Genomic DNA, 14,719 nt, shown 5'->3' with positions numbered 1-14,719 from the left:
ATTTTCTTGGAATTTTGCTCAAGATTAAGAGCTTGGGTCTCTACGAGCCCACTATGTTAGGTCATTTTTGGACCTTGCCATGTCCAATTGGCCATCTTCTTTAAATTCATGGCAGCGAACGTAAGCATCGCCTGCATCGACAATTTTTTAAGTCCCCTTAAAGTAGTCCAACGCATACCATGCTTTTCTTTTGCATCTGCGAATACACGCTCAATCGTTTCCTTGCGTTTCGCATAGATAGGTTTTACATCTTGATGATCTGCTTCTTCCATATTTTCTTGCCAGATATGGCGCGTCACCACTTTTTGATGGTCTTTGCTTTCTGTACACTGTGATAAAAATGAACATGTCTTACAAATGTGTTTGGGAGATTTGTACTCACGATATCCCTCTTTATTTGTTGTTGAGTACTTTAAAATCTCGCCCGATGGGCAAAGGTAACAGTCAAAATGTTCATCGTAAACATACTCATGTTTGCGGAAGAATCCTTCTTTTGTTCGAGGCCGTGTATAGGGTAAAGCCGGTGTGATTTCTTTGTCAAAAAGGTAGCTTGTAATGGCTGGTGTTTTATAAGCTGCATCTGCGGCAACGGCTTCAGGCTTTCCAACTTTCTCAATCACTTGTTCAACCAGTGGCTCTAACATATGGCTATCATGCGTATTTCCAGGTGTTACAATCGTTCCTAGCACAAAACCATTGCGGTCTGCAGCCGTGTGAAATGAATAGGCAAACTGTTTTGTCCGTTCATCTTTCACATAGTAACCACTCTCAGGATCTGTTGTACTTTCTTTAATCTCTTTGGTTTCTTCCTTATCAAATTTATCTGGTGGAAAAGGTTTCTTTCCATGGTTTTCACGATCTTGATTTATTTCTTCTTGAAGGCGTTCTTGATACGCTCGTGTTTCCTTGCGAACGACTTTCTTTGCGAACTTTCGCTTATTTGCACTGGCTTTCACATGAGTGGAATCAACGAATACATGCTCAGCACTTATTAACTTTCTTTCGGAAGCTGTCATTAAGATGCGATAGAAAATCTGTTCAAACAGGTCAGTATCTTTAAAGCGTCGCTCGTAATTTTTCCCGAATGTTGAGAAGTGAGGCACTTTATCATGGAACCCGTAACCTAAAAACCAACGGTAAGCCATATTCGTTTCAACTTCTTCAATTGTTTTACGCATCGAACGAATACCGAAGGTATATTGAATGAATGTCAATTTAACTAAAATAACTGGATCAATACTTGGGCGCCCTATCTCTGAATACATATCTTTCACCAAGTCATAAATGAAAGTAAAGTCAATGGCCGCCTCAATTTTACGAACCAAATGGTTCGCTGGCACCAGTTGATCCAAAGTAATCATTTCAAGTTTATCTCGCTGAATAGAATTATGTTTCGAAAGCATCGTCATCACCTCAAGTTTTAATACTCCTATTTTAAAACAAAATTGACTGTAGGCAAAAGCGGTTATATCTAATTGTTAAAACAAAGTTGATTGGAACGGAAGGTGCGAGACTCCTGCGGGAAAAGCGCGTCCAAGGGAGACCCCACAGGCGCAAAGGCGCCGAGGAGGCTCCCGGACCGCCCGCGGAAAGCGAGTGCCTGGAGTTGAAATCAACGTTCGAATTTTTAAAACCCTCAAAAAAACTGTAGACAAACTCGATTTTCATCGAGTTTGTCTACAGTCTGGAGGCTGATCCAAATGGATCAGCCTTTTTTAGGAATTATGAACGGGCATACATGGCAGCATTCATTCCGGCGAGTCTTCCGGTTACTAATGCCGAGGTGATATTGTAGCCGCCAGTGTATCCGTGTATATCCAGAATTTCACCGCAAAAATACAGGCCATCCATTATTTTGGATGCCATTTCTTTTGGGTGGATTTCCTTGACGGATACGCCGCCCCCCGTGACGAAGGCTTTTTCTAGCGGCTGGGTGCCATGCACTCCAAATTGGAAGTCCTTGCATAGTTCAGCAAAGCGGCGGATTTTTTCATTTGATATCGTCGCTCCTTGTTCTTGAAGATCGATGCCGCTTCGCTCAAGCAGAAAGTGAAGGTATCGTTCAGGAACTAATCCTTTTAACGTATTTTTAATGGCTTTTTTCGGTTCGGCTTTGATTTCTTTCATGATGTCTTGAAAGACCTCTTCCTTGTTTCGGTCGGGAAGGGCATCGAGTTTCATTGTCACTTCCGATAGGTTCCATTTTTTCATCGCCTTCACGACGAATTGGCTGCACCTTAGAACAGCTGGACCGGAGACGCCGAAATGGGTGAAGAGCATATCCATTTGGTGTGTGATCAGGGCCTTGCCTTTTGGGTTGAGGACACTCAATGAAACATCCCGAAGTGCAAGGCCTTGAAGTGTTCGATCTTTAATGAATGTTTCATGGCTAAGTACGGGAACTTCAGTTGGGAACAATTCGGTAATCGTATGCCCCGCCTTTTTAGCCCATGCGTAGCCATCCCCGGTTGAACCGGTGTGAGGAACTGATTTTCCGCCGACAGCAATCACGACTGCATCTGTGTCAATGGTCTGTCCATCTTTTAACCGGACCCCGCTTGTTTTTCCATGTTCATAGAGAACTTCGGCAACTGGTGAGTTCTTATAAGTCGTAACCTTTAAATTCGACAGGCGCGTCAGTAGGGCATCCACGACACTCTGTGCTTTATCGTTAACTGGGAACATCCGGCCATGGTCCTCTTCTTTTAGAGCCACACCCAATTTTTCAAAGAATTGAATAATGTCTTCATTGTTGAATTCTGAGAAAGCACTGTATAGAAATCGCCCGTTTCCAGGGATATGCTGAATGATTTCATCGATGGAGAGCCTGTTCGTCACGTTGCAGCGTCCGCCGCCCGAGATTGCAAGTTTCCTTCCAAGCTTCTCGCCTTTATCCACTAACAATACATGGGCACCTTTTTCCCCGGCTGCAATTGCTGCCATCAATCCGGAAGGACCGCCGCCAATTACCACTACATCATATTTCAAATTGATCACCACTTTATCATTTTCAGTCCCTTCATTATATAGCAAGAGCCCGTCAGATTGCGAATGTAGAAAAAGAGAAATTATTTGTTTGTGTATTATCTTCGAAAAAGATAAACTTGAGAGTAGTTTTTATAGAAAAATTAATTTATTATGTTAAGATAAAAAGCGTGTAAAACGTAACTGACAGAGGCAGGATGGGATTAGATGTCGTCTAAATTTTTAAAAGGGGCTTTTATATTAACGCTGGGAGCAATTATTTCCAAGATTCTTGGTTTGTTTTATGTCATCCCCTTTGAACATATGGTTGGGAATAAAGGGGCTACCCTCTATCAATATGGATACGTTCCATATACTATTTTCATCAGCTTTGCAACGGCAGGCATGCCGCTTGCTGTTTCGAAATTCATTTCGAAGTATAATGCGCTCGAGGAGTACGCCGTCGGTGAGAAGTTATTTAAATCGAGCCTGAAATTAATGGCTGCCACCGGTTTTCTCGCTTTTTTGATTCTCTATACCATGGCACCGATGTTTACTGGAATCTTTGGAGTCAAGAAGGAAGATGTAGCGGATGTCACGGAGATCATACGGGCTGTCAGCTTCGCCTTGATTTTTGTACCGTTCATGAGTATCATCCGCGGCTTTTTTCAAGGTCATGAAGCGATGGAGCCAACGGCCATATCTCAGGTTGTTGAACAAGTTGTCCGCATCGTGTTCCTTCTGGCCGGTGTGTATGTTGTTTTAAATGTCATGGATGGAGAGTTAGTGAAGGCTATCCAAATGGCTACATTCGCGGCGACGGTCGGGGCTGTCGGCGGTTTAGTGGTGTTATTTTGGTATTGGAAAAAACAAAAGCCCCATTTGGACAGTTTGATGGAGAAAGACCGGGGAACGCTGGAAATTTCCCTGCCGGAGATTTATAAAGAAATATTTCTTTCGTCGATTCCTTTCATATTCGTCGGAATCGCGATGCCAATGTTTCAGTTTGCGGACTTATTGTCTTTCAATAAAGCGATGTCGTCCATCGGATTACAGCATGTCGCGGAAGATGCTCTTGGGGTTTTGAACGTGTATGCCCAGAAACTTGTCGTGATTCCAATGACGCTTGCAACCGGGTTTTCGATGGCACTTCTTCCTTCGGTGACGAAGGCATATGTAAGCGAGGATTCGGAAGAGTTCAACCGCCAGCTGAACCAGGCCTTTCAAATTTTGTTGTTCATTACGATTCCCGCGGTCGTTGGCATGTCGGTGCTGGCCGATCCAATCTATAGTGCCTTTTACAGCCATGACCCACTTGGAATCAGTGTCCTGAAGGCTTATGCTCCCGTTTCTATCTTATTTGCGCTCTTTTCCATTTCGGCGGCTGTTTTACAAGGGATCAATCAGCAAAAATATACGGTGCTCAGCCTGCTAGTTGGCTTTTTAATCAAATTGAGCTTGAATATCCCACTGATCAAGTTGTTTGAAACGGAAGGATCCGTTTATGCCACGGCCTTCGGCTACTTGGCAGCTGTCTTGCTGAATTTATATGTCATTACCTACTTTACTGGCTATCGTTATAGCCTTACCATCAGAAGATCCGTATTGATCACTGTATTTTCAATCATAATGGGACTGGCTGTATGGGGCATGAACAGTTTATTATCGCTGTGGTTTACAACGGAAGGGCGCTTTCAAGCGATTTTGATCGTGGCCGTTTGTGCAACCTTTGGAGCTCTCATTTTTGCAGCGCTATCCTTAAAAAGCAAACTTGCCCATCGTTTGTTCGGTACCCGGATCGATCGGTTAAAAGCTAAATTAGGATTATAAAGGATAGAAGTTTGATGTGTAAAAAAAAGGGTATGATAAAGTGAATCCCGGATTTAAAATTTTGCCTTGCCTGTCATTATAGTGGGCAAGGCCTTTTACTGAAAAGGCTTTAGGAGGAAATGATGAGAATTGATAAGATATTATCCAATATTGGGTATGGAAGCAGGAAAGAAGTGAAAAAGCTCCTGAAATCCGGCGCCGTCAAGGTCAATGAAAGGCTGCTGAAGGATCCGAAAGAACAAGTGGACCCTGATAAGGAAATTGTGACGGTTCATGGTGAACGGGTTGAATACAGGGAGTTCATATATTTAATGATGAATAAACCGCCAGGCGTATTGTCGGCAACGGAAGACAAACACCAAGAAACGGTCATCGATATCTTGGAGCCAGAGGATTCGGTGTTCGAGCCATTCCCTGTGGGCCGTCTGGATAAGGACACAGAAGGTTTATTGCTGATCACGAATGACGGAAAGCTTGCCCACCAACTGCTTTCCCCGAAGAAACATGTTCCTAAAACATATTTTGCCGTCATTGATGGCGAAGTAACGGAACGGGATATCGAGGCATTCCGAAACGGCGTGACCTTAGATGATGGGTACGAGACAAAACCAGGGGAATTGAATATTTTAAAATCAGGACTGACATCGGATATAGAGCTGACGATCATGGAAGGAAAGTTCCATCAGGTGAAGCGGATGTTTGAGGCCGTGGGCAAACGTGTCGTCTACCTCAAGCGCCTTTCCATGGGAAGTTTACAACTGGATGAGGAACTTGAGCTTGGTGAATACCGTGAGTTAACGGCGGAAGAGCTTGAACAGTTAAAGGCGGGCCAACCTGCCGAATGATAAATAAGCATGAAAAAATGAGGCGGACAAATATTGTCCGCCTCAAAGTATTTTTTTACATATCGATTTTGTTCGGGTGGTCGTTCTTTTTACGATGACATCTTCACCTTTTTACTTGTTGTCGTCCAAAGGCCACGGCTGGGGCTTTGAACAAGGTCATTGTACGCTAAGACATTTAAATCGCGCTGCACAGTTCGAGGAGTGATGCCAAATTCTTCTACAAGCTCTTGAGTAGAAACCGTACCGTTATTACTAATGAACATATAAACGGATTTAATACGGGTTAACATGCGATTTGTTGAAGGTTTCAAAAAATCACTCCTTATTCTTTTCATTGTTATTCTGAACAAATGAAAACAACCGATATGTCGGACAGCATTTCAGCTGTCACTATGTACTTGCTTACCCACCCTATAACTCCTCGGAAACATTTAGAAAAAATAAGATGTCATTAGCTTCATTTTACCCCTTTATAAAAGCAAATTCTATAAAAAGATGCCAATTGACTAAATATTACATTTATTATATCAAATTTTAACAAAATTATTCTCTTTACATATATAAAAATTAATAAAGGTTGTGTTGCCCATTTGTTCATACACATATTTTTCCAAAAAAGGATGCTAATTATGCATCAAGAGATGTCATACAACACGAACGTTGACTATGAGGCATATACATGTACTTTACTTAAAAAGGAAATCGTAGTCGTTACGTTTTGTGTCCGATTACAGGAATTGCTTGATGGCTTGCGGTTACGATGTCATAATGAGGTGTTGAGCAATGTAGCCTTTTCATACATGATCTCAAGGAATGTAAATATTAACAAATTCGAGGTAGAGCCGCATGAACGAAAGATTAATGGAGTTTTTATTGCGCGACGAAGTGACCAGACTTTCTGGCGTGAAAAAACAAGTGTATGAATTCATCGTGAGCGAGGAAGATTATCTTGCATCGAAGGCGGACACGGTCGATCAATTCATGAGATTGCTGGTAAAGCATTCTCCGCCCCGGCTTGCAGCCCGTCATTTCAATATGCCTTATGGGGAAATCATTCGTTTCATGAATGAAATAGAAGATGAATTGAATGAGAGATTAGAGGAAAGATGCAAGAAAGTAAAGTGGATGGACTACACGGAAAAGGACCAGCAGGCATTTGTGGAATATCATAGGAAGTTATATCTTTTCGTAAATTAATAAATTGGATTATGAAAATGCCCTCGGTATGAAAGGGCATTTTTTTATTTTTCGGATGAAAATGAATGTAACTAACCGGAACACTTAATAGCAATACAAAGCCATATTCAGTAACGAAAGATAATACCATACGTCTAATTGAATGGAGGTGTATGATGAAGAAAAACATATTGGTTTTCATGTTAATCGTTTGCATTTTTTATTTGTCGGGTTGTGTTAAAACAGAAATCAAAACCGTGACATCTAAAAATCCAGATGCAGAAGAAATATTAAATCTTGATAAAAATGCAGACATTCTCCAATGGGAAAAGATCATTTATAAAACGGATATTGAATGGGTGAATGAGCTTAAACTGACTAAGAACGAATTTGTTGGAGAAATTACAGAGGAATTCTCAAACGATTTCAGTAAATCTTTTAAAGATGGTATGGCCAATCAATTACCCATAGGAACAAAAATATACACCACAAAAGAGCGAGATGATGTTCTAATCGTTGAATATAACGGGAAAGTAAAGCATTACTTAGCACTTACCGAAGGCTAACTACCATTAGTCGTCTTAATTAGTGGATGCAAACCCAGATGATAAGCCCAATGCGGATCAAGAAAAAGCAAACAAACAGATATTAATAAACGGAACATTCTGATATTTCGGGAAACGCAGTTGTACCGTCTTAAAGGAAATTTGAATAAAACCCACACAGTCAAATCGATCTCCGTACCGAAGGAATGATTAACAATGACGACTCACGTCCTACTGCAAATACCGCACATGTTTAAGGGTGCAAAGGTAACATTGTATCCCGCAATACTTTTTTAAGTATGGGATCCCATTGGAGTGAAAGGGTGGAGACACTCCTGCCGAATAACTGGCTAGCCAAAGACTCGCTGGAAGCTTGGCAGGATGGAAAGGGAGCGGATTTATGAAAGCAGCTGAAACTTCTTTGAGGGTTTGTTTAAAAATCGTTGCAGTTTGCCTGAATTTTTTCTGAAAAAAACACCAGTTGATTGAAACGGAAGGTACGAGACTCTTGCGGGAAAGGCGTGTCCAAGGGAGACCCCGCAGGCGCAAAGAGCGCCGAGGAGGCTCCGGACCGCCCGCGGAAAGCGAGTGCCTGGAGTGGAAATCACTTTTATTCGAATTTTTCTGCAGTTTAAAAGCTCCAGGGCCTCATGGACCCTGGAGCTTTCAGCATCTTATAGAGATTCTTTAATGACCTTCTTGTAATGAAATACGGATAGGATTCCGAAGATCGAATACAATGCCGTGTATAGTGCCATAACAATGATCATCGGTGTCCAAACTTCGGTCCCGAATAAGAACCATCCTGATTGGACTGCGAAATAACTATGAAGCAGACCGACAACTAAAGGAATGCCGAAATTGAAGACTTGTTTTGCTTGGATTCCTTTTAGTAAGTCACCTTGGGTGAATCCTAGCTTTCTTAAAATAGTATAATTTGATTTTTCATTTTCACTTTCATCCATTTGCTTGAAATAGAGGATACATCCGGATGTAATGAGGAAAGTCAATCCCAAGAAGCCGACGATGAACATGATAAGACCCATATTCTTCTTCTGGGTGTTGAACATTTCGAATTGGGAATCATTCACATGTTTTTCATTAAAACTCATTGCATTGAATATATCATTCGCCTTTTCAACTTCAGCTTCATCCTTCACATCAATTCCGATATTGACAGATGATACCTTTTGGATTTTCGGGTCGACATCCTTTTTCAAACGGTCGAATATCGTTTGGTCTACAATGGCAACGGGCAAACCGCCACTCGTGAAGTAATAGGACACGAAGGTATCATCATTCAATCCCATATATGTTTGCGGAATCACTTCATGCTTGCCTTTTAGCTCAATCTTTCCGGAATCCTTCAAGGATATGACCTTTTCCATCATATTACTGTATCCGCTGAAAAGGGTCTCATCTTCAGCGAGGTTGATTCCTTTAACGGATTCATCACTGATGACGGGAACGGTCATGGTGTCTGGATCAAAGTTCACTTCATCCAGGCTGGTTTCCATTATTTCCTTTACATTGGCATCCACTTGAATGACATCAATCACCTTTTCGTCATAATCAATTTTACTGGCTGATAAAGCTTCTTTGAATGCATCAGCATCTTTCATATCCGTCATGGAAAAATCGGTAGGGATACTGCTTTTTGCACTCTTCTCCGCGGAGTAGTAGGAGATATAGCTTAATGATAATAATCCTATCGCCAAAGCGGAAACGGTCGTGATGATCGTCAATAATATCGCATTCGATTTCATTCGGAACATGATGGATGAAAGGGACAATACTTCATTGATATTCAAATATCCATTTTTGTTTTTACGAACGATATTAAAGATGAAGCTTACGGATCCTTTATAGAATAGGTAGGTCCCGATGATGACGGTTGCCAGAATGAAGACCATGGCCATGAAAAGCTCGTTCATATCTGAAAAAGCTCCATCGAATAATTTGGATGAAACGACATAGCCAGCAATGATCAGGATGATCCCGAATAACCCGATGATCATTTCGAACATCGAAACCTTTTTCACTTTTCCTTCCGTCATTGAAGTCACTCTAAATAATGAAAGAATGGTCTGTCTTTTAATGAAGGCATAATTCATCAACATGATGAAAAGATAAATGGCGCTAAAAACGAGCACGGTTTGAACAAGCGGCTGAAAAGAAAATTGAAGGGTCGCAATCGCCTCGACACCCATTATTTTAAATAAAATCATGATGATCAATTTTGAAGCGGCAAACCCTACAAAGATTCCCAGGAATACGGAACAGAAATACAGGATCAGGTTTTCCACGCTAAGGATACGGAATATCCTGTTCTTTGTCATGCCTATCAATTGGAATAAGCCAATTTCTTTACTGCGCCTTTTTATGAAAATGCTATTGGCATATAAAAGGAATATGGAAACGATCGCAACAAGCAGGATCGATGCAGCCTTGATGGAGGCGGCTCCTTTCACCGTACCCTCGGCTTCATCCAAGGATGGGTCATATTGCAATGTGACAAAAGCGAAATAAAGGGAGGCGCTGAAGACTAGGGCAAACACATACAGATAATAGTTCTTCAGATTCTTTTTCAGATTTCGAAAGATGAGTTGATTAATGCTCATTTTGAACCCCTCCCAATACACCTTGGGTTTTCATGATGTCCTTGAAGAAGATTTGTCTGGTTTCTTCGCCTTTATTCAATTGTGTATAAATTTGTCCATCTTTAATGAAAATGACTCTGCTGCAATAACTGGCCGCCACTGGATCATGGGTAACCATGATGATCGTCGCTTTGCGCTTTTGATTCATTTCGCTCAGTTTGTTCAACAAATCGGAAGCGGATTTAGAATCAAGCGCCCCTGTCGGCTCATCCGCAAAAATGATGCTTGGATCATGGATGAAGGCCCGTGCTGCAGACGTACGCTGTTTTTGACCACCGGAAATTTCATTTGGGTATTTATCCTTCACTTCATATATGCCCAGTTCTTTCGCTACGGTATCAAACTTTTGTGCCGCTTCATTTTTGGGTGTTTTTGTAATGGATAAGGGCAGAAGGATATTTTCTTTGACAGTCAGTGTGTCCAATAAGTTATATTCCTGGAAGATGAAGCCTAGATGGTTCTTCCGGAATTCGGCCAACTTCTTTTCTTTCATACCTGAAATCTCTTTTCCATCGATCGTAATGGTGCCGTTGCTGATTTTATCGATCGAGGAAAGGACATTCAGCAAAGTCGTTTTCCCTGAACCGGATGCACCCATGATGCTTACGAATTCACCTTCTTGTATGCTTATATCGAGACCCTTTAATACTTCTTGTTTATTGAATTTATTTCCATAGCTTTTATGGATTTTTTTCGCTTCTAATATATTCATGTCGATACACTCCTTTTTTTCTATATCCTTATTATAAAAGGCGATGTATTTCTTTTCCTTCGTTTGTCCGAACAAAGAATAAAAGCATGTGACATTTTTGTCACATGCTTGTGATATTCACGAAATCATTTCTTTTTGGGAAGGACAAGGTAATGGTCGTCCCAGTTCCTAGCTTTGATTTTACAGCAATGGAGATGAATAGGGACTCTGCTGCTTTCTTGGTTAAATATAAACCCATGCCAGTTGCAGCATGATCACGATGATTTGTCGTGGATGTAAAGCCTTTATCAAATATGCGGGGTATATCCTTTGGGTCGATGCCCCGACCAGAATCCTTCACTTCAAGAATCGTTTGTTCTGCTTGTTCATGGCTGAATATCGTAATATCCGAGTTTTCACTGTATTTAATGGAGTTGGTCAAGAGCTGCCTCATGATGAAGGCCAGCCATTTCGCATCACTAAGCACTTCGGTTACATCCAACTGTATGTCGAAGCCGATTCCTTTTTGAATGCACCATGATTGCAGCGTTTTAATCTCATCAAAGATTATAGTTTCCAAATCCGTATTCTCAATATACAAATCATTTTCGATGAAAGGAATGCGCCTTTGATGGAGCTGCTGATCAAGAAGAAGGTGAATGCGCAGCCACTCATAAGTCAAATGGGATTTCAGTAATTCATCATCCAAGCGGTCAATCATTAGATGCATCGCCGTCAATGGTGTCTTCACTTCATGAATCCAAGATAATAATTCATCCTTCTCCTGCTCTAAAGTCATTTGGCCAATTGCTGCGGATTGCTTCAATATTTCGGTTTGGTTAATGATGCTGTTTTCTATTATTTTTTCGAAAGGGCTTTCTGGTTCTGGTATATTCGTTATATCCAGGCTGTCTTCCCGAGCTTCCAAACTTTTATAGAAATACGTTTCTTTTTTATAGCGGAAAATCAAAAAAATACTGAACATGATCAATGATAAAAAAACGATATACAGTATTGGCTTTAACGGAATGGCCGAGTCAAGAAAAGCGACAAAGATGAAGAATAGATGAAGAAGTATGTAGAATGTGATCCAGCTGAACCTTTCCAAGAAATATTTTCTGATCATTCATTAGCCTCTTCAATTGCGATATAGCCCTGTCCGACCTTCGTTTCGATAAAATGCCCTAAACCCAGTTCATCCAATCTTTTTCGTAAACGGTTCACATTTACTGTAAGGGTGTTATCGCTTATGAAACGTTTATCATCCCATAAGCTATTGATCAATTCTTCCCGGCTTACGATCTTGTTTTTCTGTTCAATGAGCTTTTTCAAGATGAAAATTTCATTTTTTGTCAATTCGATTGAGCCAGTCTCGGCCGATACCGTGTTTTTCTCGTAATCCACTGTTGCACCGCACCAGGTTTTCAATTCGATATTTTCTGTATTGTAATTATATACCCGGCGAAGGATGGCTTGTATCTTTGCGATGAGTACATCGAAATGAAAGGGCTTCTGGATAAAATCATCAGCGCCAAGCTGCATGGACATTACCATATCGGTAGGGTGATCACGTGACGATAAAAAGATGATGGGAACATTAGAATGGGCACGGATCATTCTGCACCAATGAAACCCATCAAACTTCGGCAACTGTATATCAATGATGACCAAATCAGGTTTTATGTCCGTGAATTCCTGAACCACTTTACTAAAATCGCCAATTCCGTAAATATCATAAGACCATTGCGCCAATCTATCTTTAATTTCATTGAATAAAGTCGTATCATCTTCTATCAATAGTAGTTTAAACAAAGGGTTCACCGCACTTTCCAGCTTTTCTTAAAAGTATATAGTAAAACCATTATAGGTTCTATAGGAGGGGCAAAACTCAAAAAACATTACCGGTTGTATGCAAACCATTATTATATTAGAATTGACAATAACGAATGGAGGAAGTGAATTTATGTCTGATTTTCCTAATTGCCCTGCATGTAATTCAGAATATACATACGAAGACGGAAGTCTTTTTGTTTGCCCAGAGTGCGCCAATGAGTGGACGATTGAATCGGAAACTGAAAATAGTGACCAAAAGATTATCAAAGATGCAAATGGAAATGCCTTAAACGATGGTGACACCGTTACGGTAATCAAAGATCTTAAAGTGAAGGGGAGTTCATCCGTCTTGAAAATGGGCACAAAAGTCAAAAGCATCCGTTTAGTTGATGGAGATCATGATATTGATTGCAAGATTGATGGTTTTGGTGCAATGAAATTAAAATCCCAATTTGTTAAAAAGGTATAAACGCTGTGTTAATGCAACAGAACGGAAATGTTTTTCTATGATTAATCCTGGTAGATATTGAAATTCTACCAGGATTTTTTTAGTTTCTTAAAAGTTGATTGAATAACCTCTCCCGAATCATAATAATATTTCGATATATTCCCAAAATAAATACATATAACTTTACTCATTCCCATTAAAGACAAAAGGTTTTCCAACTTCATAGTTCGTCATAATGTGGAAGAAGTTAATTGTCATTATACGCAAATTAACTTCTTTTCTTTTGAATTCACAATTGGAGGAAAAGATGTAAAAAAAAATAGATGGAGAGTTTTCACGGTGGTCAGTTATTTGGTTTGGCGAGGAGCCTTTTGCTCGGCGTTAATATAGGGACTTTTTTGTTACCTTTTTTTGAAAATGCAGGTTGAAAAGAGGATGAAAACTTCGTAATTGACAAAATACAGAAAATCAAGATATATATTTAAACATTCATTGCTTTCCTGTAAAATAACTTTTATGGCAGAAACTCTGTCAATTTTCTTATCAAATTATTCAGGAAGCTTGAGGGAAACATACATTATGGGTTTTGAAAAAAATCTTGAGAAAAGTTGGAATAATCAACCAAACATAAGTTTAAAAGCGTATTTAAAGAAAATGAAGGGCGAAGCTAGAGATAAAGACAGAATTGATTATATTGATTCCTTTGTTTCAGCTATAGGTGGACTCATTGCTATTATTATCATTAGTTTTGTAGCTGTCTATTTAGGGTATCCTATGGCATTAGCTCCTCTAGGTGCAAGTTGTGTAATCGTATTCGGTTCCCATAAAGGTATCTTGTCTCAACCTCGTAACGTTATTGGAGGACATTTAATTTCTACTATTTCAGCACTTATTATTTGGAGCATATTAGGTAAGAGTCTATTCATTATTGGTCTAGTATTAGCTATTGTATTATTAATAATGACTCTTACAAAAACTGTTCATCCTCCAGCAGCAGCAAGTGCCCTTGTTGCCGTTAATTCTCAAGCTGGATGGGGATTCCTTATTTCGATTGCAATAGGTACGATATTATTGGTTTTTATATCAATGATCTATAATAACTTATTTCAAACAAGACAGTATCCAAAGCACTGGTTATGAGACTAAAAACGTATCTAACTGAAATAACCCATATGATAAGTTATTTAACTAACAGAGATGTTTATTAAGTAAAATAGTAATATAGTTGTCTAGGAATAAATTAACGTTCTAATTAGTGCTGCAGCTTCTGGTATCGGTAAAATTGCTCTTTTTCATAGGCTGTTTTCACATACTTTGTTGCTATTTACCAGGTAGTGAGTTGTGGTTGATTTCCCCTCCAGATGCTCGCTTTCCTTGGTGCGGGCGGTGAGCCTCCTCGGCGTAAACGCCTGTGGGGTCTCACCTGTCCCGCTGCTCCCGCAGGAGTCTCGCACTTCCGCTCCAATCAACCTTAAATAGTTTCGTTTTAAAAACAACAATCTTTACGAAAAGAGCCTTTTCATATTAAAACGAGCATATAGCTTAATTATCTGGATTTTACTAGTCTTTGTAAGTATAAAAAATGATAAGCAAAAATAAAAAGCCATTTCCATATGCTAGAGCCTTAAGCATATGGAAATGGCTTAACCCTGCTTGTCTGACAATTCATTCATAAATGACGTTAGAGATATACAATAGGATTAATGAGTTGTCTGTATAAAAAAGGA

The 14,719-nt window shown here is 40.0% G+C and carries 13 protein-coding genes; 6 read left to right on the top strand and 7 right to left on the bottom strand.

The genetic code is table 11. The features are described from left to right. Positions 1–56: 56 nt before the first annotated feature. Complete coding sequence (locus tag UP17_RS18790; protein WP_061464467.1) at positions 57–1,403, bottom strand: IS1182 family transposase; 1,347 nt, start codon at positions 1,401–1,403, stop codon at positions 57–59. A 319-nt stretch (positions 1,404–1,722) separates the two neighbouring features. Continuing rightward, positions 1,723–2,988, bottom strand: coding sequence for a BaiN/RdsA family NAD(P)/FAD-dependent oxidoreductase (locus UP17_RS18785; protein WP_061464466.1), 1,266 nt, complete (start codon positions 2,986–2,988; stop codon positions 1,723–1,725). A gap of 204 nt (positions 2,989–3,192) precedes the next feature. Between UP17_RS18785 and UP17_RS18780 the strand changes: the two genes are divergently transcribed. Continuing rightward, the gene (locus tag UP17_RS18780) at positions 3,193–4,794 is read left to right on the top strand and encodes a putative polysaccharide biosynthesis protein (RefSeq protein WP_061464465.1); all 1,602 of its coding nucleotides are present in this window, start codon (positions 3,193–3,195) and stop codon (positions 4,792–4,794) included. 122 nt (positions 4,795–4,916) lie between these two features. After that, positions 4,917–5,639 carry a pseudouridine synthase gene (locus UP17_RS18775; protein WP_061464464.1) on the top strand — a complete coding sequence of 241 codons (723 nt, stop codon included), beginning with the start codon at positions 4,917–4,919 and terminating at the stop codon, positions 5,637–5,639. Positions 5,640–5,728: 89 nt separating this feature from the next. Here UP17_RS18775 and UP17_RS18770 read toward each other — a convergent pair whose 3' ends face one another. Then, positions 5,729–5,950 (bottom strand): DeoR family transcriptional regulator, encoded by a 222-nt coding sequence (locus tag UP17_RS18770; RefSeq protein WP_034309346.1) that lies wholly within the window; start codon positions 5,948–5,950, stop codon positions 5,729–5,731. Positions 5,951–6,485: 535 nt separating this feature from the next. On the opposite strand from UP17_RS18770, the gene UP17_RS18765 reads away from it, so the two are divergent. After that, entirely contained in the window at positions 6,486–6,836 is a 351-nt protein-coding gene (locus UP17_RS18765) for a hypothetical protein (protein ID WP_061464463.1), read from the top strand. Positions 6,837–6,991: 155 nt separating this feature from the next. Then, entirely contained in the window at positions 6,992–7,381 is a 390-nt protein-coding gene (locus UP17_RS18760; RefSeq protein WP_061464462.1) for a hypothetical protein, read from the top strand. A gap of 653 nt (positions 7,382–8,034) precedes the next feature. On the opposite strand, the gene UP17_RS18755 is transcribed toward UP17_RS18760, so the two are convergent. The 4 genes from UP17_RS18755 to UP17_RS18740 form a co-directional block, all read right to left on the bottom strand. Next, positions 8,035–9,981, bottom strand: coding sequence for an FtsX-like permease family protein (locus UP17_RS18755; RefSeq protein ID WP_061464461.1), 1,947 nt, complete (start codon positions 9,979–9,981; stop codon positions 8,035–8,037). Beyond that, a complete protein-coding gene (locus UP17_RS18750) occupies positions 9,971–10,732 on the bottom strand; it encodes an ABC transporter ATP-binding protein (protein ID WP_061464460.1) in 762 nt (253 codons plus the stop codon). The genes UP17_RS18755 and UP17_RS18750 overlap by 11 nt, the downstream gene beginning before the upstream one ends. 100 nt (positions 10,733–10,832) lie before the next feature. Beyond that, a complete protein-coding gene (locus tag UP17_RS18745) occupies positions 10,833–11,837 on the bottom strand; it encodes a sensor histidine kinase (protein ID WP_061464459.1) in 1,005 nt (334 codons plus the stop codon). Continuing rightward, positions 11,834–12,523 (bottom strand): response regulator transcription factor, encoded by a 690-nt coding sequence (locus tag UP17_RS18740; RefSeq protein WP_061464458.1) that lies wholly within the window; start codon positions 12,521–12,523, stop codon positions 11,834–11,836. Before UP17_RS18740 ends, UP17_RS18745 begins: the two co-directional genes overlap by 4 nt. 151 nt (positions 12,524–12,674) lie before the next feature. On the opposite strand from UP17_RS18740, the gene UP17_RS18735 reads away from it, so the two are divergent. After that, entirely contained in the window at positions 12,675–13,013 is a 339-nt protein-coding gene (locus UP17_RS18735; protein WP_061466168.1) for a zinc ribbon domain-containing protein YjdM, read from the top strand. Between the two features lie 429 nt (positions 13,014–13,442). Next, positions 13,443–14,132, top strand: a complete 690-nt coding sequence (locus UP17_RS18730; RefSeq protein ID WP_250211694.1) for an HPP family protein — start codon at positions 13,443–13,445, stop codon at positions 14,130–14,132. Positions 14,133–14,719: the final 587 nt, after the last annotated feature.

The organism is Peribacillus simplex (genome assembly GCF_001578185.1).
GTDB classification, from domain to species: Bacteria; Bacillota; Bacilli; order Bacillales; family DSM-1321; genus Peribacillus; species Peribacillus simplex_A.
This window is presented reverse-complemented; position numbering and strand designations above follow the sequence as displayed.